Here is an 18,048-nt window from a genome sequence, read left to right as displayed (position 1 = left end):
CTAGTGATGGTGCTTGTGTGCTTCGGAGCTATCGGGGCGTTGGTAACCTCGCAGCTCCGCGTATCGCTGCATCTGGTTCTGATCGAGCAAGGCGGTCGTCGACAGATGATATTTGAGGTGGCTTTCGCGGAGCAAGGCCTGGGTTTCCGCAATGGCAACGAGGGTCGCCTTGAGTGACTCCGATGTCACGACGCGGGCAGAGAAGAGCCGGTCCAACTCCGTTTCCTGCTCGACCAGCTTGTTACCCAGCGGGACCGCCTCTTGCTTCATGGCCTCGAACAGGCGCTGAACCCGGATGCGCTGATCTGCGGTCAAGTCAAGCCGGTCACCGAACTCAAGAACATGGCTCGGACCGGGATATCCATTGAGTTCGGCGGCAAGCGCCAGGCCCATGCCACGTCCGGCTCGAAGATCGTCGATCTGCTGGTGCGACAGCGCCTTGATGGGGCGCTGCTCAAGGCCGGCATAGGGCTGACCGGATTGCGCGCTGGCAACGTTGCACGAGATGATAAGCGTGGCCGCAAGCAGGAGAAGGCGTCTCATGAGTCTGGCTCCATGAAATCGGCCCGGTTCGTCGATCGATCTCCACCGGTGCTCTTCCCATATCTTGCTGGACGGTTCGCCTCATGGCAACAAGATTGCCTGATTGAGCGATCAAACATGGAGCAGGTAATGGCCCCGTTGCCGGTTGCGAACACTGAGCTGGTGCAATTCTTCCGCGCGTGGCTGGAGACGTTCGCAGGTTATGTCCGCGAGGTCGACTATGCTTCGGCGCGGCCGCTCTTCCATCCGGATGTGCTGGCCTTCGGCACGCACAACGACGTCATTCCCGGCCTCGACCAATGGGTCACCACGCAATGGGATAACGTCTGGCCCAAGACGGCCGACTTCCGTTTCGTCATCGACCAGGCCTCGATCCTGGCATCGTCTGATGGCACGATGGCGACCGTGATCGTGCCGTGGACGAGCACAGGCTATCATCCCGACGGCAGCGCGTTTCCGCGCCCCGGCCGGGCCACGATGGTGTTTTCAAGACATGGCGATGGTTGGCTGTGCGTGCATTCCCACATGTCGCTCAATCGGGGTGTGCCGCAGGCAAGCCACGCCGATCGGCCCGTGAAGGCTTGGTAGATCGGCATCGTCCGCCAGCGAAATGCAAAAGGCCCCGGACATGCCCGAGGCCTTCTTAGTTCGAGCCGCCGTGAGCCTTACTCGGGTTGGCCGATCGAGACCTTCAGCGTGCCGACGCCGTCGACGCCGCATTCGAGCTTGTCGCCGGGCTGGAGCTGCGACACGCCGGCCGGCGTGCCCGTCATGATGATGTCGCCGGCGGCGAGCTTCACCTGCTGCGAGAGCTGCCAGATGATCTCGGGCACGTTCCAGATCAGCTCGGTGAGATCGCCTTTCTGCGCTTCCTTGCCGTTGACCGTGAGCCAGATCTTGCCCTTGGCGGGATGGCCGATCTTCGATGCCGGCTGCACCGCGGAGCAGGGCGCCGAATAGTCGAACGACTTGCCGATCTCCCACGGACGCTCCTTCTTGCGCGAGGCGATCTGGAGGTCGCGGCGGGTCAAGTCGATGCCGACGGCATAGCCGTAGACATGGTCGAGCGCCTTGTCGGCGGGAATGTTGAGGCCGCCGCTCTTCATCGCGACGATCAGCTCGACCTCGTGATGCAAATCCTTGGTCAGCGGCGGATAGGGAATGGTGGCGCCGTCGGGCACCAGCATGTCGGCGTGCTTGGCGAAGAAGAACGGCGGGGCGCGCTCGTCATTGCCCATCTCGCGGATGTGCTCGAGATAGTTGCGGCCGACGCACCAGATGCGGCGCACGGGATACCGCCCGCTTTCCCCGACGACGGGAAGGGAAGCCTGGGTCGGAAGCGGGATGACGTAGGAGGCGGCGTTCATGGTGCGATCTCGCTGCTCTTGAGGTGAAGGGAACTCTATGCGGTTGCGCTGATCGGCGCCAGAGCGCCGGCGTCGTGATGCTGCAAGCGGAAGAACGAGGCGTAGCGCCCGCCGCGGCGGAGCAGCTCGTCATGCCGGCCCTGCTCGACGATCTCGCCGCCCTCGACCACCAGGATCGCATCGGCGTGCATGATGGTGTGCAGGCGATGCGCGATCACGATCGTGGTGCGGTTCTGGCAGAGATGCTCGATCGCCTCCTGCACCTGCCGTTCGGATTCCGAATCGAGCGCGGCGGTGGCTTCGTCGAGCAGGATGATCGGCGCGTTCTTGATCAGCGCGCGCGCGACCGCGATGCGCTGGCGCTGGCCGCCGGACAGCTGCGTGCCGTGTTCGCCGACGGGCGTGTCGTAGCCGAGCGGGAAGCCCATGATGAAATCATGCGCGCAGGCTGCTTTCGCAGCATCGATGATCTGGTCTTCGGTCGCGCCCGCGCGGCCGAAGGCGATGTTGTTGCGGATGGTGTCGCGGAACAGATAGACGTCCTGGCCGACATAGGCGGTCTGAGCCCGCAGCGATTTTCGCGAGACGGCGCCGATCGACTGGCCGTCGATCACGATGTCGCCTTGCGTCACCTCGTAGAAGCGCAGCAGCAACCCCAGCACGGTCGATTTGCCGCCGCCGGAGGGGCCGACCAGCGCGGTGACCTTGCCGGGCTCGGCAACAAAGCTCATGCGATTGAGGACGGTCTCACCGTTGCGATAGGAAAAGCTGACGTCGCGCAGCTCGATGCGTGCGTTCGAGAGTTTCAGCGCCGGCTTGTCGTCGTCGGAATGCTCGCTCGCAGGGCTGTCGACGACTTCGAGCAGCATGCGGGCGCCGACGAGCTGGCTGTTGAGGTCGATGTTGAGCCGCGCCAGCCGCTTGGCCGGCTCGGTCGCCATCAGGAACGCCGTCATGAAGGAAAAGAACGCGCCGGGCGTGGCGTTGAGCGCGACCACGCTGTAGCCGCCGTAAAGCAAACAGCCGGCGACTGCGAAGCCGCCGAGCATCTCCATCAGCGGATTGGAGCGATTGGCGACGCGGGCCATCTTGTTGGCGTTGCGCTCGACGATCGCGATATTCTCGTCGATGCGGTTTTGCATGGTGTCTTCGAGCGTGAACGCTTTCACCGTGCGGATGCCCTGCAGCGATTCCTGCATCGTCTCCAGGATGTCGGCGGTGCCGGTGAACTGGTTGTAGGCGAGCCCCTTGATGCGCTTGACCAGCTTGCGCAGCACCAGCATCGCCGGCGGCACCGCGACGAGGCCGATGAACGACATCACTGGATCCTGCCACACCATCACGCCGATCATGGCGACCAGCATCATGAGGTCGCGCCCGACCGCATTGACCAGCATGTTGAGGACATCAGTGATGGACTTTGCACCGGCTGTCAGCCGCGCTAGAAATTCCGACGAATGCCGCTCGGAGAAGAATCCGACGCTCTCGCGCATCAGCTTGGCGAACAGCTGGCGCTGGTTGGTGGCGAGGATCGCGTTGGAGATCTTGGTCAGGATCACCATGTGGCCGTAGGTCGCCACGCCCTTGATGAAGAGCAGGATCACGGTGATGCCCGAGAACATCGCGATGCCCGGGATGTTCTTGTCGACATAGGCCTGGTTGATGACCTGGCCGAGCACGTAGGTCGCGCCCGCGGTCGATCCGGCGGCAAGCGCCATCAGCGCGAAGGCGACGAGGTAGCGCCGCCAGTAGATGATCCCCTGTTCCGTGACCAGGCGGCGAATCAGCACCGCAGCCGCATAGGGATTGTCGGTGATTTTCTTTGGAAACTGAGCCATCCGCAGTCCATTGACGGCACAGGAAAAAACCTGCCCGCGCGTCAGGGATCGAATGGCCTCTGTGCCCGCTAAGCCAGCGCTTTTCAAGCCCAATTAAGGGCTTGCGCTGGAATGGAATCTAGGCCGAGGCGGCGTGGCGGAGCTCGCCGTGACGCTCGCGGAACAGCTTGTCCTCCCAGGCCAGCGCATGGGCTGCGATGGTCTCGAGGTCGTCGTATTGCGGCTTCCAGTCGAGCAGGCCGCGGATACGGCTGGTGTCGGCGACCATGGTCATGATGTCGCCGGGTCGGCGCGGGGCGTATTGCACGGCGAAGCTGCGGCCCGAGACACGGCGTACCGCGTCGATGGTCTCCAGCACCGAGTAGCCGCGGCCATAGCCGCAATTGAGCGTCGTCGAGGCGCCGCCGTTGCGCAAATAGGCGAGCGCCGAGCGATGCGCCTGCGACAGGTCCGTGACATGGATGAAGTCGCGGATGCAGCTGCCGTCCTGGGTGGGATAGTCGGTGCCGAACACGTCGATCTTGGCGCGCTGGCCGGTGGCGGCTTCCACCGCGATCTTGAGCAGGTGCGTGGCGCCGGCGGTGGCGAGGCCGATGCGGGCCTGCGGATCGGCACCCGCAACGTTGAAATAGCGCAAGGTCACGTATTGCATGCCGTAGGCGGCGGCGACGTCGTGCAGCATGATCTCGGTCATCAGCTTCGACGAACCGTAGGGCGACAGCGGCCGTGTCGGCGCATGCTCGGGCACCGGCACCTGGTCCGGATCGCCGTAGACCGCCGCAGTCGAGGAGAAGATGAAGCGGTCGATGCCGCGCTTGACCGCGACGTTGAGCAGGTTGCGCGCGGTCGTGAAATTGTTGCGGTAATAGCCGAGCGGATCGCGCATCGAATCTGGCACGACCACCGAGCCCGCGAAATGGATGATGCTCTCGATGTTGTGCTGGGCGATCACGCCTTCGAGCAGGTTCTCGTCGCCGGCATCGCCAATGAACAGCGGCACGCCTTCGGGCAGATAGGCGGAGAAACCGGTGGAGAGATCGTCGATCACGACGACGTCCTCGCCGGCTTCCGCCAGCGCCAGAACCGTGTGGCTTCCGATATAGCCGGCACCGCCGGTGACAAGCACAGTCATGATCTCACCCGTCTTCGATCAACGCTCCAAGCTAACGTTTACGTGGTGAAGAGTGGGTATCGGCGCGGCTGAACTGGTCACTATGCTTAATGTTGCGTATAGGGACTTTCGAAACGGAGCGTGGCGTGGCGAATTCCCCAAGCGATCTCGAAGTGATCGTGCCAAATCTGCACAGGCGCTATTCCGGGGTCACCGCGACCAACCGGATGGTGGCGCCGCGGCTGGCAAAGCTCTATCGCGCCGCGTGGTTCGGTTCCGACGCGCCGGAGGGGATCGCGCGCCAGGACGGTGCCGATCTCCTGAGATTGTGGCGCCGCAAGGCGCCGGTGATCTGGCACGCGCGCCGCAACAACGAGATGATCGCGGGGGTGATGTTGCGTGCGCTCGGTTGGCCGCTCAAGCTCGTCTTCACCTCGGCGGCACAGCGCCATCATAGCTGGATCACGCGCTGGCTGATCCGGCGCATGGACGCAATCATCGCGACGTCAGATCTTTCGGCCTCGTTCCTGAAAGTGAAGGCGACCGTGATTCCGCACGGCGTCGACACCGACGTCTATGCGCCGCCGGCGGATCGCACTGCTGCCTTCGCGGAAACTGCGCTGCCGGGCCGCTACGCGATCGGCTGCTTCGGCCGCGTGCGCGCCCAGAAGGGCACCGATGTGTTCGTCGATGCGATGTGCCGCCTGCTGCCGCGCTATCCGGATTTCACCGCTGTTATCGTCGGCCAGGTCACACCCGAGCAAGCCGCTTTTGCAAACGACCTGAAGAAACGGATCGAGGCCGCCGGTCTGCAATCGCGCATCGTCATCACTGGCGAGCTGCCGATCGAAGATGTGCAGCGCTGGTATCAGCGGCTGACCATCTACGCCTTCACTTCGCGCAACGAAGGTTTTGGCTTGACGTTGATCGAAGCGATGGCGGCCGGCAGCGCGCTGGTCGCCGCGCGCGCCGGCGCGGCCGAACTGGTGGTGGAGGATGGCGTGACCGGCGTGCTGGTCCCGACCGGTGATGTGGATGCGCTGGTCGCAGCGCTGGAGCCGCTGATGCGCGATGTTGCTGTCGCAACCGCGATGGGCGAACGCGGGCGGGCACGGGTGCTCGAACGGTTCAGCCTCGATGCCGAGGCAGCGCGGATCGGCGAGGTGTATCGGCCGCTGCTCTGAACCCCTGTCGTACGGCCACCAAAACAAAAACCGCGAAAACAACCCCCTGCACAGTAGCCGCGGACAATGAAATCAATGGCTTGGCGGTGGGTCGATGTTCTGCTGATTTTACGAAGTCGATTTGACTCGTCGGGCAAAACACTGGCATGGTGTCAACATCGGCGGAGCCCCGACGGCCTTCAGGTCGAAGCCCGCATCCCCACCTCACCCAGCACCCGCTGCGCAATCTCCACCACCTCGCTCGCCGCGATATCTCGCATGCAGCGGTGGTCGTTCATCTTGCAGATCGTGCTCTGGCAGGGTTGGCAGGAGAGCACGCTCTTGTCCTGCACCACGGTCGCGGCGAGGCCGTTGAGGGGGGCCCAGAGGTAGGGGCTGGTCGGACCGAAAATACCCATGGTCGGCGTGCCCAGGGCGGCTGCGATGTGCATCAGGCCGGAATCGTTGGAGATCGCAACGCCGGCCGCGGCCATTGCCAGCACGCCGTTGCGCAGATCGTTGCCGGTGAGGTCCCGGACCCCGGCGCCGCCGGCCGCGACGATCTCGTGGGCCAGGCCCTTTTCCCCGGGGCCGCCGACCACCCAGACCTCGAGGCCGCGCTCGGCGAGCAGGCGGGCGGCTTCCGGATAGTAGCTCCAGCGTTTTGACACCCCGACCGAGCCGGGAGCCAGCGCCACGGCGGCGCCTGCGCTGAGACCATTGGCCTGCCGCCAGCGGACGATGTCCTCGGCCGGGACCCGCAATTGCGGCACCGGCCATTCCGCCGGCAGCGGGGCGCCATCGGGCTGGGCGAGGGCGGCATTCTTGTCGATGAAGCGGGGCAGCTTCTTCTCGCCCCAGCGCCAGCGGTTGAGCAGGCCGAATCGGAATTCGCCGACGAAGCCGACCCTTTCCGGAATCCCGGCCAAAGCGGGCGCGATGGCGGCCTTCCAGGTCCGGGGTAGCACCAGGGCGGTGCCGTAGTTCCGCTCGCGCAGGAGCTTCGCCAGGCCGAGCTGGCGGCCCACTGCGAGCCGGCCGCGCGGCAGGTCCCAGACGATCGCATGGCGCACGCCGGGCATGTAATCGACCAGGGGCGCGCACAGCGACGTCGTGAGCAGATCGACCGGCCGGTTCGGCCAGCGCTCGTTCAGGACCCGCACGACGGTGTGATTCCGGACGAAATCACCGATCCACATGTAGGGGACGATCAGGATCGGGCGCGTGTCGCCCCGATCTGCCTCTCCACTAAGTTGCGAATCTTGGTTCATTCGTTAATAAGGCCGGGGTGCGCTGATGTGGCGGTTCGGTTAGCCGCTCCGGGTCGGCAGGTAAAGCCAGCCGAGCGGCCATCGCAAAACCGCTTACACTTTTGCGGATCATGCGCTAGGGCAGAACCGGGGCCGCAAAACTTCGGGCGGGCAAAATCTGGCAGGGAAGTTGTAATGTTGCTGGTGACCGGCGGGGCCGGTTTTATCGGATCGAATGTCGTCGCCGCGCTGAACGAGGCCGGCCGCAGCGACGTCGTCGTTTGCGATTTCCTTGGCAACGAGGGCAAATGGCGCAACCTCGCCAAGCGGCAGCTTGTGGATATCGTGCCGCCGGCCGAGCTGCCGGACTGGCTGAAGGGCCGCAAGCTCGATGCCGTGATCCATCTCGGGGCGATTTCCGCGACCACGGCGACCGACGGCGACCTGGTGTTCGAGACCAACTTCCGCCTGTCGATGCGCCTCCTGAACTGGTGCACCGCAAATGCGGTGCCGTTGATCTATGCCTCCTCGGCGGCGACCTATGGCGACGGCGAGGCTGGATTTGACGACGATGCTTCGATCGCTGCGTTGAAGAAACTGCGGCCGATGAACCTCTACGGCTGGAGCAAGCACCTGTTCGATCTCGCCGTCGCCGAGCGCGCCGCGAAGGGCGAGAAGCTGCCGCCGCAATGGGCCGGACTGAAATTCTTCAACGTGTTCGGCCCCAACGAATACCACAAGGGCTCGATGATGAGCGTGCTGGCGCGGCGCTTCGACGACGTCAAAGCGGGCCGCGTCGTGCAATTGTTCAAGTCGCATCGCGAGGGCATCACGGACGGCGACCAGCGCCGCGATTTTATCTATGTCGACGACGTCGTCCGCGTGATCATGTGGCTGCTGGCAACGCCCTCGGTGTCCGGCATCTTCAACGTCGGCACCGGCAAGGCACGCAGCTTCAAGGATTTGATGCTGGCGGCTTATGCCGCGCTCGGCGCCAAGCCCAACATCGAATACATCGACATGCCCGAGCAGATCCGCGGCAGCTACCAGTACTTCACCCAGAGCGAGGTCGATCGCCTCCACCGCGCCGGCTATAATGGTGGTTTCACCACGCTCGAGGATGCGGTGAAGGCCTATGTCGGCGATTATCTCGACCGGCCCGACCGCTTCCGCTGAGGCCCATCACCATGCCGACGCCCATTCTCGATTTCGATGCCCTCGCGCAAGCCATCTCAGGCCGCACGGTCCTGTGCATCGGCGACATCATGCTGGACGAGTTCGTCTATGGCGAGGTGTCGCGGATCTCGCCGGAAGCGCCGGCGCCGGTCATCGCGGCACAGCGCAGCGAGATCCATATCGGCGGTGCCGGCAACGTCGCGCGCAACGTCGCCGCGCTCGGCGCGCGCTGCATCTTCGTCGGTCTCGTCGGCGAGGACGATGCGGGCAGGCAGCTCGCCTCGACGCTTGCGGAGCTGGGCGCAATCGAAAGCGTGCTGGTGTGCGATCCCTCGCGTCCGACCACGCGAAAGGTCCGTTTCGTCTCCGAGCATTTTTCCACGCACATGCTGCGTGCGGATTGGGAGCAGGCACAGCCTGCTTCCGATACGATCGAGACCAAGCTGATCGAAGCGATCCTGCCGCAGATCGCGCGCGCCGACATCGTGCTGCTGTCCGACTACGCCAAGGGGGTGCTGACCGCCCGCGTTATCCGCCACACCATCGACGCCGCGCGAAAACTCGGCAAGCCCGTGATCGTCGATCCCAAAAGCCTGAACTGGGCGATCTATCGCGGCGCGACGCTGCTCACGCCCAATCGCAAGGAGTTTTCGGAAGCGACCCGAAGCCGCGCCGACACGCCGCAGAGCATCGTCGATGCCAGCGAGGACGTGATGCGGCTCGCCGATTGCGAAGCAATCCTTGTCACGCAAGGCGAGCACGGCATGACGCTGGTGCCGCGCAACGGCGAGGCCGTTCACGTTCCGGCGTTCCCGGTCAAGGTACGCGACGTCTCCGGCGCCGGCGACACCGTTGCCGCGGCGCTCGCGGTGTCGCTCGCCACGGGCGCGGACTGGGACACGGCGCTACGCATGGCCAGTGCCGCGGCCGCCGTCGCCGTCAGCAAGCAGGGCACCGCCAGCGTAAGTGTGGCCGAGCTGAAGCGAAAGATATTGCCGCATGCCTATCTCGCGGCCGAGGAGAAGATCGTGCTCGAGCCCGGCGCGCTCGACGCGCAGCTCGCGGAATGGAAGAAGCAAGGCCAACGCGTCGGCTTCACCAATGGCTGCTTCGACATCCTGCATCCCGGCCACGTCAAGGTGCTGACAGCGGCGCGCTCCGCCTGCGACCGCCTGATCGTGGGGCTGAACAGCGACGCTTCGGTACGGCGGCTGAAGGGCGCCGATCGCCCCGTTCAGGACGAGCGAGCGCGTGCGGAAGTGCTGGCGGCGCTCGAAGCCGTCGATCTCGTCGTTATTTTCGATGAAGATACGCCGATCGACCTGATCACCCGCATCAAGCCGAGTGCGCTGATCAAGGGGGGCGATTACACCCGCGAGCAGGTCGTCGGCCATGAGGTCGTCGAGGCCGCGGGCGGGACGGTGGTGCTGGTCGACATTCTCCAGGGTTTCAGCACGACGGCGCTGGTTCATCGCGCGCGGGGAGAGGGCAAGTGACGACGCTCGCCGGGGAGACGACCGGCCAGGTGCTGTGGCGGCGTCTGCGCAGTCCGGCGGCTTGGTCCGAGACGGTCGATCTGTTCGCGATCCTGACTGCGGCCTCGCTGCCATGGTCGACGTCGCTTGCGGCGATATTCAATGTCCTGATGCTGCTCTGCATGGTGCCGTTCCTCGACGTCCGCGAGTTCCTGCAATCGCTCAGGCGTCCGATCTGCGCGGCGCCGATTGCGCTGGTCCTGCTCGCTCTGGTCGGGACGCTGTGGTCGGACGCGGCCTGGGGCGCGCGCTTCTACGCGGTCAATCCGACCGTCAAGCTGCTGGTGCTGCCGGTCCTGCTCTATCATTTTGCGCGCTCGCCGCGCGGACATTGGGTGTTCGTCGCCTTCCTGGTGTCCTGCGCGCTGCTGTCGGTGATGTCCTGGCTGGTCGCCTTCTACCCCGACCTCGCGCTCAAATCCGACCGCGTCGAGCGCGGCATCTTCGTCAAGAACTACATCGACCAGAGCCAGGAGTTTGCGCTCTGCGCGGTCGCGCTCGCCTATCCGATCGTGCAGTTGCTGCGTCAGAAGCGCTACTGGATCGCAGGGCTGCTCACGGCGCTTGCGCTCGCCTTCTTCGTCAATATGGCCTTCGTGGTGGTGTCGCGCACTGCGCTTGTCACCATTCCGGTCCTGTTCGGCGTGTTTGCGTTGCTTCATCTGAGATGGCGCAGCATCGCGATCATCTCCGCGGCCCTGCTCGTGGGCGCGGTTCTCGCCTGGCAGGCCTCGCCGCAATTGCGCAAGACCGCCGACAGCTTTGCCAGCGACTACACACGCTATGTCGAACAAGGCGCGGCGACCTCGGCCGGGTTGCGGCTCGAATTCTGGCGAAAATCCCTCGGCTTCTTCGCGGAGGCGCCGGTCAAGGGGCACGGCACCGGCTCGACGCGTGGATTGTTCGAGCGGGCCGCGACGCCCGGCGATCAGAACCTGGCGTCCGCCGAGGTGATCGGCAACCCGCATAACCAGACGCTGAACGTGGCCGTGCAATGGGGCTTCATCGGCGTCGCCGTTCTCTACGCCATCTGGATCCTGCATCTGCGCTTGTTTCGCGGCGACGGGCTCGCAAACTGGGTCGGCCTCCTGGTCGTGGTCCAGAACATCTTCACCTCGCTGTTCAACTCCCATCTGTTCGACTTCCACGAGGGCTGGATGTACGTCATCGGTGTCGGCGTTGCCGGCGGCATGGTGATCCGGGCCCAGCAGGCCGAAGCGAAGGCGACAGTAACCGGTTCCTGAACGGCCGCCCGGATCGCAAAGCTTGACCGGCAAAGCTTGACCGGCAAGCCTTGACTGGCATGTCCGGCCGAGATGGGTTATCAGCGCGATCAGGTTGCATTTAACTGGATTTTCGGTCAGCGGATGACGCGTCTTTCGCATCTCACCTTGCGCAATTTCATGATCGCGCTCCACGACCTGCTGGCGACCACGGCGGCGCTGTTCGCCGCCTTCTATCTGCGCTTCGAGGGCGGCGACGGCTTCTTCGATCGCCTGCCGCTGCTGATCCAGATCTTGCCCTATTTCCTCGCCTTCAGCGTGGTCGTGTTCTTCGTCTTCAACCTGACCACGACGAAATGGCGCTTCATTTCGCTGCCCGACGCGCTGAACATCATCCGCGTCGCGACCGTGCTGACGGTTGCACTCCTGGTGCTCGACTACATCTTCGTCGCCCCCAACGTCCGCGGCGCCTTCTTCCTCGGCAAGGTGACCATCGTCCTCTACTGGTTCATCGAGATCTCCTTCCTCAGCGCGTTGCGCATGGCCTACCGCTATTTCCGCTATACGCGGGTTCGGCGTCACGCCCGCACCGGAGATGCCGCGCCGACACTGCTGATCGGCCGCGCCGCGGACGCCGAGGTGCTGTTGCGCGGAATCGAGAGCGGGGCGATCAAGCACATCTGGCCGGTCGGTGTGCTCTCGCCGTCGAGTTCCGATCGCGGCCAGTCCATCCGCAACGTCCCTGTCCTGGGCGGCGTCGACGACATCGAAGATGTCGTCGCCGACTTCACCAAGCGCGGCAAGGGGATCGCGCGCGTTGTGATGACGCCGACGGCATTCGAGCCGGAGGCCCATCCCGAATCGATCCTGATGCGGGCGCGCAAGCTCGGCGTGATCGTGAGCCGCATGCCCTCGCTCGAGAGTGGCGATACGCCACGGCTCACGGCCGTCGCCGTCGAGGACCTGCTGCTGCGGCCGAGCGAAAAGATCGACTATGCGCGGCTCGAGGCCCTGATCGAGGGCAAGGCGGTGATCGTCACCGGCGGGGGCGGCTCGATCGGTTCCGAGATCTGCGAACGTGTCGTCGCGTTCGGCGCCGCGCGTCTTCTGATCGTGGAAAATTCCGAACCGGCGCTCTACGCGATCACGGAAACGCTCGCGGCGCTCGGCACCGCTGCTTCGATCGAAGGGCGGATCGCCGACATCCGCGACCGTGAGCGCATCATGCGCCTGATGGCCGAGTTCAAGCCGGACATCGTGTTCCATGCCGCCGCGCTCAAGCATGTGCCGATCCTCGAGCGCGACTGGAGCGAGGGCGTCAAGACCAACATCTTCGGCTCGATCAACGTTGCCGATGCGGCGCACAGTGCCGGCGCCGAAGCCATGGTGATGATCTCGACCGACAAGGCGATCGAGCCGGTGTCGATGCTCGGCCTGACCAAGCGCTTCGCCGAGATGTATTGCCAGGCGCTCGACCATGATCTTGCGGCGGGTCACGGCGGCGCCAGGCGGTCGATGCGGCTGATCTCGGTTCGGTTCGGCAACGTGCTGGCGTCGAACGGCTCGGTGGTGCCGAAGTTCAAGGCCCAGATCGATGCCGGCGGTCCCGTGACGGTCACGCATCCCGACATGGTCCGCTACTTCATGACCATCCGCGAAGCCTGCGATCTCGTCATCACGGCGGCAACGCATGCGCTCGGAACGCAGCGTTCGGACGTGTCGGTCTACGTGCTCAACATGGGCCAGCCGGTGAAGATCGTTGATCTTGCCGAGCGCATGATCCGTCTCTCGGGCTTGCAACCCGGCTACGACATCGAAATCGTGTTCACGGGCATGCGGCCCGGCGAACGCCTGCACGAAATCCTGTTCGCCTCCGAGGAGCCGACCCGCGAGATCGGCGTCGCCGGTATCATGGCCGCGCAGCCGAACGAGCCGCCGATGCAGACGCTGCGCAAATGGATTGCGGCGCTGGAGCAGGCGATCGCGCGCGACGATCGGGCCACCATCAGGACCATTCTGAAGGATGCGGTTCCGGAATTCGGGTCGACCGCGGCCTGATCATGCAGCCTCGAGGCAAGATCGTCGTGGCGAGCCAGCACTACCCGCCTGATCCGAGCACGACGGCGGCGATCATGGCCGAGATCGCCTGCCGCATCGCGGGGGATCACGAGGTCGTGGTGCTGTCGGGCTCATCGGGCGCGTTGCCGGCCTCGCAGATCGGCCCGGGCAAGCCGCGGGTCGTCGCCGTCAAGAACCGCATGGCGGGCAAGGCGGCGCTGGTGCGGCGCGGCGCCTCCGAACTGCTGTTCGCGGCGCGCACGTTCCTGGCGTTGACACGGGAGTTGAGGCGAGGTGACGTCGTGCTCACCGTCACCGCACCGTTCATGCTGCCTTACGCGGTGGCGGCGGCGGCGAAGTTGAAGGGCGCGCGCTCGGCGCTGATCATGCACGACCTCTTCCCGGACGTGCTGGTGATGGCGGGCCTGCTGAAGCCCGGTTCGATCGTGACCATGACGATGCGCGCCGCCAACAGCCTGATGTTCCGCGCGCTCAATGCCGTCATCACCATCGGCCGCGATGCGGAACGGCCGCTGCTGAGCTATTCCGGCATGACGCGGAGCAAGATCCGCTTCATCCCGAACTGGGCGACGCTCGTGGCCGCACCCCGGCCGGTGACGGCGGATAATCCGTTCCGCAAAGCGCTCTCGGCGGGTTTCGTTGTCGGCCTGTCGGGCAATCTCGGCTTCACCCATGATCCGGAGATCGTGTTCGAGGCGGCGCGTCTTTTGAGGGACGAGCCTGATATCCACTTCCTGCTCTCCGGCTGGGGCATCGGCTTCGAGCGGTTGAAGCAGTTGCAGACGGAGGCGAACTTGCCCAATGTCTCCTTCGTGGGACGGGTCGAGGATGCCGAGCTCGAACCATTCCTGGCGGCTGCCAATCTCTGGATCATTCCGTACCGGAAGGACGTTGCGGGGGTTTCGGTGCCGAGCCGGTTCTACAATCTGCTGGCGGTCGGCCGTCCCGTGGTGCTGGTCTCCGAACCGGAGGCCGAGGCCGCGTTGACCGTGGTGGAGAACGGGCTGGGCTGGGTCGTGACGCCGGGCCGCGCCGATCAACTGGCCGAGGCGATCCGCGCGGCGTCTCGCTCCGACGGTGTCGCCTTTGCGGAGCGCGCGGTGAAGGCGGCGGCGAAGTTCGATCGCGTCACCGCGATGAACGCCTATGCGGCCCTGGCCGACGAATTGTTGCGCAACCCCGAACTGCCGGAGCAACGATGAACGAGCGCAAGCCAGTCGTGCTGGTGACGGGGGCGAGCGGTTTCGTCGGCCGTCACGTCGTGCCCGCACTGGCGCGCGAGGGATGGTCGATCCGCCGCGCGGTCCGCAGACCGGAAGGCATGGACGACGAGGTCGTGATCGAAACGATCGGCCCCGAAACCGACTGGCAGGCCGCGCTTCAAGGCGTCGACGCCGTCGTTCATCTCGCCGCACGGGTGCATCACAAGCACGAAGAGCATGCGGTCCAGCTCTACCGCAACGTCAACATTGCCGGCACGCTGCACCTGGCGCGCAGCGCGGCGACGGCCGGCGTGCGGCAGTTCATTTTCATCAGCACCGTTCTCGTGCACGGTCGCAGCAATGAGGGCCGCGGGCCGTTCAGCGAGGACGATGTCCTGACGCCGCGCGGTCTCTACGGCATGTCCAAGGCCGCGGCCGAAGCGGGCTTGAAGACGCTGGCGCGCGACAGCGCCATGAAGGTCTCGGTGATCAGGCCGCCGCTGGTCTATGGTGCGGGCGCCAAGGGCAATTTCGCGCTGCTGACGCGTGCAGTGAACCTCGGGCTGCCGCTGCCCTTTGCCGCGATCCGCAACCACCGCGCCTTCCTTGCCGTGCAGAACCTGTCGTCGTTCATCCTGCGCCGGCTCTCTCATCCAGATCCCGCGAGCAATTTCGAGATCTTCCTGGTGGCCGACAGGGAGCAGGTCTCGACGCCCGAGTTCATCGAGCGGCTGGCCAAGGCTGCCGGCAAGAGCTCGCGGCTGTTCGGCATGCCGCCGGACCTGCTCGGGACGTTGCTGAGCCTGTTGGGCCGGCAGGATACGCATGACAGCCTGATCGGCTCGCTCGAGCTCAACCTCGCCAAGGCGACCGCGACCGGGTGGCAGCCGCCGGTGTCTCTCGACGAGGGGCTGCGGCTGGCGCTGGTGGCTCAGGACGCCTGAGGGCGGGAGAACCGCCGCAGCACGATGCCGATCGCGATTGCGCCCGCCGACAGCGCGGTCAGCGTGATCGTCATCGAGCCGGCGCGAGCGGTGACGATGGCAAGTCCCGCGAGCACGAGATTGAGCGCGAACACCTCCCCGATCACGCGAGAGACCGTGAAGCCATGGTCGGTGGCACGCTGGTAGAAATGCGAGCGATGCGCCGACCAGAATTGCTCGCGCCTTGCGATGCGCCGAAACAGCGTGATGGTCGAATCCACGAGGTAATAGGCCGGCAGCAACAGCGCCGCGGCGGGCTGCCCGCGCCAGGCGAGCTCGAGCAGGCACCAGCCGAGCAAAAGGCCGATCGGCAGGCTGCCGACATCGCCCAGGAAGACTTTCGCGACCGGCTTGTTGAACGGCGCAAAGCCGAGCGTGGCGCCGCACAGCGCCGCGGCGATCAGCGCGGCCGGCCACGACAAATCGCCGAGCAGTCCCAGCAGCAGCAGCGCGGCGGTGACGGGCACCACTTCCGCCACCGTCATCAGGTCGAGCCCGTCCATGAAATTGACGAGGTTCACGAACCACACGCCCGCCAGCAGGATGAGTCCGCGCTCCAGCGCGAGCGGCAGCGCCGGCACGATGCGCGCGGTTTCGGGCGTGGTGAACACGACGGCGCCGACAGCTGCGGCCTGCAGCACGAGGCGCACGAGCACCGGCAGCGACTTGATGTCGTCGGCAAATCCGACCACGGCGATCAAGACCGTTGCAGCGATCAGCGCCGGCGGAATCGCGATGTTCGCCCAGGCTGCCCAGGCTGATGCGACCAGCAGCGTCGCTGATATCACGGCGATGCCCGCACCCTGCGGGGTCGGGATGCGATGAGAGGACCGCGCGTTGGGCCGCGCCAATGCGTAACGCTGGAGCAGGGGACGGCTGGTCCAGGTGATGACGCCCGACACCAGCGCGGCAATCGCAACGGCAAGCAGCGAGGGTACGGCGCCGAGCGCGTCAACGGCCGCGTTCACTCCGGTACCCCGAGCGGCGCCGATCCCTGCGCGGCTTTCTCCGCGCTGAGGATCCAGACCAGGCCGCCGATCGCGCCGACGATGAAGTACACGGCGCCGAACAGCAGCGAGACGTTGACCCCCTCGTTGGCGGCCAGCCCCGCGAAGCCGAACGCGAGGCTCATGGTGGCTTCACGCACGCCCCAGCCGGCGATCGAGATCGGCATCATCGTGATCAGCATCACCGGCGGCACCAGCATAAAGACGTCGCTGAAGCCGACCGGCGCCGCGATCGACTGCACGACGCACCAGGCGACCACGACGGCCAGCACATGCACGGCGAGCGACAGGATCACGACGGCTGGTCCGCGCGAGCGGCTGAAGATCACGCGGTTGGCGATCACGGCACAGGCGTGGATGTGATGCGTGGCCCACCAGGTTCTCAGCCAGTGCCATTTCAGCGCGCCGAAGACCAGGAAGCCGAGACCACCCGCGAGCGCCGCGAGGTCGACGAGCAGCAGCGCCGAGCGTCCGTGTGGATCGGCGATGAGGCTGTAGCTCCAGGGCAGGCTCGCGACGATCATGATCGCGAGCGCGATCAAACCGATCGCGCGATCGACGAAGATCGAGTAGGTCGCAGCGCGCCAGCCGGCGCCGGCGCGCGCGACGAGCCACAACCGGACCGCATCGCCGCCGATCGCCGAGGGCAGGGTCTGGTTGAAGAACGATCCGATCACGTTGTAGCGCATGGCCCGGCCGAGCTCGAGCGGGGCGCCGCATGCGGCGCTGACCTCGCGCCAGCGCAACACGCCGACGAAGATTTGCAGGAACGTGACGGCGATCGCCAAGCCGATCCAGAACAGGCTGGTCACGGTGAAGCGCGAGAACAGTTCGGACAGATCGACCTTGCGCAGCGCCAGGTAGAGCAGCGCTCCGGAAATCAGGATCTTGGCCGTCGACAGCAGGATTCGGCGCATTTCGCCCGCATGAACAAGGGTTGAAGCAACCCGACGCAAGGCGCCGAATTCGGCCGCTTTGGTATGGTTTTGGCGTCGATCTTGCAATAGCGGTGATCGAGAGCCCTCATGCAGGGCAGCGGAGCTATTGCGACCCCGTCGATGCGGAGGCTAAAGAGGCGCCGCGGGCGAAAGATCGAGCACGGATCGGGCGAAGCAGACCTTGGGAACAGGATGAGGGATCAGGCGATTTTGGTCACGGGCGCCGCCGATTTCATCGGCTTGATGCCCGCCGATGACCCGGCTGCCGCAAATGCGCCGTCTAAGGTCTACAATGTCGGCAACCACCATCCGGAAGAGCTGATGCATGTCGTCGGATTCTGGAGCAGGGGCTGGGTCGGACGGCGATCAAAGAATTGCTGCCGAGAGACCTTTTGGAAACGTTCGCGGATGTCGAGGATCTGATGCGCGACGCCGGCTTTGCACCGTCAACGCCGATCGCGCACGGAATTCGTAATTTTGTCACCTGGTATCGGAACGACCTCAAGGTTTGAAATGACGATGGACAAACGCATTATCCCCCTGATCATGTGCGGCGGTGCCGGAACGCGGCTGTGGCCGGCTTCGCGCGAGGTGCGCCCCAAGCAATTCCTGCCGCTGTTCGGCACCCGCTCG

17 protein-coding genes and 1 pseudogene are annotated in these 18,048 nt (G+C 65.1%); 10 read left to right on the top strand and 8 right to left on the bottom strand.

What is annotated here, in order from left to right; translation table 11 throughout:
• The gene (locus tag IVA75_RS15005) at positions 1–543 is read right to left on the bottom strand and encodes a hypothetical protein (protein WP_247290170.1); all 543 of its coding nucleotides are present in this window, start codon (positions 541–543) and stop codon (positions 1–3) included.
• 129 nt (positions 544–672) lie between these two features.
• Between IVA75_RS15005 and IVA75_RS15000 the strand changes: the two genes are divergently transcribed.
• A complete protein-coding gene (locus IVA75_RS15000) occupies positions 673–1,131 on the top strand; it encodes a nuclear transport factor 2 family protein (protein WP_247290168.1) in 459 nt (152 codons plus the stop codon).
• Positions 1,132–1,208: 77 nt separating this feature from the next.
• Here IVA75_RS15000 and IVA75_RS14995 read toward each other — a convergent pair whose 3' ends face one another.
• The 3 genes from IVA75_RS14995 to galE form a co-directional block, all read right to left on the bottom strand.
• On the bottom strand, positions 1,209–1,910 hold the full coding sequence (locus IVA75_RS14995) for a fumarylacetoacetate hydrolase family protein (RefSeq protein WP_027566820.1): 702 nt from the start codon (positions 1,908–1,910) through the stop codon (positions 1,209–1,211).
• Positions 1,911–1,945: 35 nt separating this feature from the next.
• Positions 1,946–3,748 (bottom strand): ABC transporter ATP-binding protein, encoded by a 1,803-nt coding sequence (locus tag IVA75_RS14990; protein WP_247290166.1) that lies wholly within the window; start codon positions 3,746–3,748, stop codon positions 1,946–1,948.
• A 118-nt stretch (positions 3,749–3,866) separates the two neighbouring features.
• Positions 3,867–4,880, bottom strand: coding sequence for a UDP-glucose 4-epimerase GalE (galE, locus tag IVA75_RS14985; RefSeq protein WP_247290164.1), 1,014 nt, complete (start codon positions 4,878–4,880; stop codon positions 3,867–3,869).
• Positions 4,881–5,005: 125 nt separating this feature from the next.
• On the opposite strand from galE, the gene IVA75_RS14980 reads away from it, so the two are divergent.
• Positions 5,006–6,043: a glycosyltransferase family 4 protein gene (locus IVA75_RS14980; protein WP_247290162.1), complete on the top strand. Its 1,038-nt coding sequence runs from the start codon at positions 5,006–5,008 to the stop codon at positions 6,041–6,043.
• Positions 6,044–6,222: 179 nt separating this feature from the next.
• Here IVA75_RS14980 and waaF read toward each other — a convergent pair whose 3' ends face one another.
• Positions 6,223–7,293: a lipopolysaccharide heptosyltransferase II gene (gene waaF, locus IVA75_RS14975; RefSeq protein WP_247290160.1), complete on the bottom strand. Its 1,071-nt coding sequence runs from the start codon at positions 7,291–7,293 to the stop codon at positions 6,223–6,225.
• A 174-nt stretch (positions 7,294–7,467) separates the two neighbouring features.
• Here waaF and rfaD point away from each other — a divergent pair, with 174 nt between their 5' ends.
• From rfaD to IVA75_RS14945, 6 genes are all read left to right on the top strand, one after another.
• On the top strand, positions 7,468–8,448 hold the full coding sequence (gene rfaD / locus IVA75_RS14970; RefSeq protein ID WP_247290157.1) for an ADP-glyceromanno-heptose 6-epimerase: 981 nt from the start codon (positions 7,468–7,470) through the stop codon (positions 8,446–8,448).
• Positions 8,449–8,459: 11 nt separating this feature from the next.
• Entirely contained in the window at positions 8,460–9,944 is a 1,485-nt protein-coding gene (gene rfaE1 / locus IVA75_RS14965; protein WP_247290155.1) for a D-glycero-beta-D-manno-heptose-7-phosphate kinase, read from the top strand.
• Positions 9,941–11,227, top strand: a complete 1,287-nt coding sequence (locus IVA75_RS14960) for an O-antigen ligase family protein (RefSeq protein ID WP_247290153.1) — start codon at positions 9,941–9,943, stop codon at positions 11,225–11,227. The genes rfaE1 and IVA75_RS14960 overlap by 4 nt, the downstream gene beginning before the upstream one ends.
• A gap of 123 nt (positions 11,228–11,350) precedes the next feature.
• Positions 11,351–13,264 (top strand): nucleoside-diphosphate sugar epimerase/dehydratase, encoded by a 1,914-nt coding sequence (locus IVA75_RS14955; protein WP_247290151.1) that lies wholly within the window; start codon positions 11,351–11,353, stop codon positions 13,262–13,264.
• Between the two features lie 2 nt (positions 13,265–13,266).
• On the top strand, positions 13,267–14,487 hold the full coding sequence (locus IVA75_RS14950) for a glycosyltransferase family 4 protein (protein ID WP_247290149.1): 1,221 nt from the start codon (positions 13,267–13,269) through the stop codon (positions 14,485–14,487).
• The gene (locus tag IVA75_RS14945) at positions 14,484–15,431 is read left to right on the top strand and encodes an NAD-dependent epimerase/dehydratase family protein (protein WP_247290148.1); all 948 of its coding nucleotides are present in this window, start codon (positions 14,484–14,486) and stop codon (positions 15,429–15,431) included. The genes IVA75_RS14950 and IVA75_RS14945 overlap by 4 nt, the downstream gene beginning before the upstream one ends.
• Here the strand turns inward: IVA75_RS14945 and IVA75_RS14940 are convergent.
• The 3 genes from IVA75_RS14940 to IVA75_RS14930 form a co-directional block, all read right to left on the bottom strand.
• Positions 15,419–16,438 carry a glycosyltransferase family 4 protein gene (locus IVA75_RS14940; protein ID WP_247290145.1) on the bottom strand — a complete coding sequence of 340 codons (1,020 nt, stop codon included), beginning with the start codon at positions 16,436–16,438 and terminating at the stop codon, positions 15,419–15,421. The two genes, IVA75_RS14945 and IVA75_RS14940, sit on opposite strands and share 13 nt — an antisense overlap.
• Positions 16,435–17,394 (bottom strand): lysylphosphatidylglycerol synthase transmembrane domain-containing protein, encoded by a 960-nt coding sequence (locus tag IVA75_RS14935; protein WP_027566831.1) that lies wholly within the window; start codon positions 17,392–17,394, stop codon positions 16,435–16,437. Before IVA75_RS14935 ends, IVA75_RS14940 begins: the two co-directional genes overlap by 4 nt.
• Before the next feature lie 150 nt (positions 17,395–17,544).
• Complete coding sequence (locus IVA75_RS14930; RefSeq protein ID WP_247290851.1) at positions 17,545–17,742, bottom strand: hypothetical protein; 198 nt, start codon at positions 17,740–17,742, stop codon at positions 17,545–17,547.
• Between IVA75_RS14930 and IVA75_RS14925 the strand changes: the two are divergent.
• A pseudogene (locus IVA75_RS14925) lies at positions 17,662–17,927 on the top strand (UDP-glucuronate 5-epimerase); the annotation flags it as partial. The gene IVA75_RS14930 and the pseudogene IVA75_RS14925 sit on opposite strands and share 81 nt — an antisense overlap.
• A gap of 7 nt (positions 17,928–17,934) precedes the next feature.
• On the top strand, positions 17,935–18,048 hold a 114-nt coding region (locus IVA75_RS14920; RefSeq protein WP_247290837.1), incomplete at its 3' end, for a sugar phosphate nucleotidyltransferase.

The sequence above is a fragment of the Bradyrhizobium sp. 134 genome (assembly GCF_023074155.1).
Lineage (GTDB): Bacteria > Pseudomonadota > Alphaproteobacteria > Rhizobiales > Xanthobacteraceae > Bradyrhizobium.
This window is presented reverse-complemented; position numbering and strand designations above follow the sequence as displayed.

Excerpts from the sequence above, each read along its gene's own strand:
- waaF (WP_247290160.1), bottom strand. The coding sequence starts at position 7,293 with ATGAACCAAGATTCGCAACTTAGTGGAGAGGCAGATCGGGGCGACACG.
- IVA75_RS14935 (WP_027566831.1), bottom strand. The coding sequence starts at position 17,394 with ATGCGCCGAATCCTGCTGTCGACGGCCAAGATCCTGATTTCCGGAGCG.
- IVA75_RS14945 (WP_247290148.1), top strand. The coding sequence starts at position 14,484 with ATGAACGAGCGCAAGCCAGTCGTGCTGGTGACGGGGGCGAGCGGTTTC.
- IVA75_RS14955 (WP_247290151.1), top strand. The coding sequence starts at position 11,351 with ATGACGCGTCTTTCGCATCTCACCTTGCGCAATTTCATGATCGCGCTC.
- IVA75_RS15000 (WP_247290168.1), top strand. The coding sequence starts at position 673 with ATGGCCCCGTTGCCGGTTGCGAACACTGAGCTGGTGCAATTCTTCCGC.
- rfaE1 (WP_247290155.1), top strand. The coding sequence starts at position 8,460 with ATGCCGACGCCCATTCTCGATTTCGATGCCCTCGCGCAAGCCATCTCA.
- rfaD (WP_247290157.1), top strand. The coding sequence starts at position 7,468 with ATGTTGCTGGTGACCGGCGGGGCCGGTTTTATCGGATCGAATGTCGTC.
- IVA75_RS15005 (WP_247290170.1), bottom strand. The coding sequence starts at position 543 with ATGAGACGCCTTCTCCTGCTTGCGGCCACGCTTATCATCTCGTGCAAC.
- IVA75_RS14990 (WP_247290166.1), bottom strand. The coding sequence starts at position 3,748 with ATGGCTCAGTTTCCAAAGAAAATCACCGACAATCCCTATGCGGCTGCG.
- IVA75_RS14950 (WP_247290149.1), top strand. The coding sequence starts at position 13,267 with ATGCAGCCTCGAGGCAAGATCGTCGTGGCGAGCCAGCACTACCCGCCT.
- IVA75_RS14995 (WP_027566820.1), bottom strand. The coding sequence starts at position 1,910 with ATGAACGCCGCCTCCTACGTCATCCCGCTTCCGACCCAGGCTTCCCTT.
- galE (WP_247290164.1), bottom strand. The coding sequence starts at position 4,880 with ATGACTGTGCTTGTCACCGGCGGTGCCGGCTATATCGGAAGCCACACG.
- IVA75_RS14930 (WP_247290851.1), bottom strand. The coding sequence starts at position 17,742 with ATGCATCAGCTCTTCCGGATGGTGGTTGCCGACATTGTAGACCTTAGA.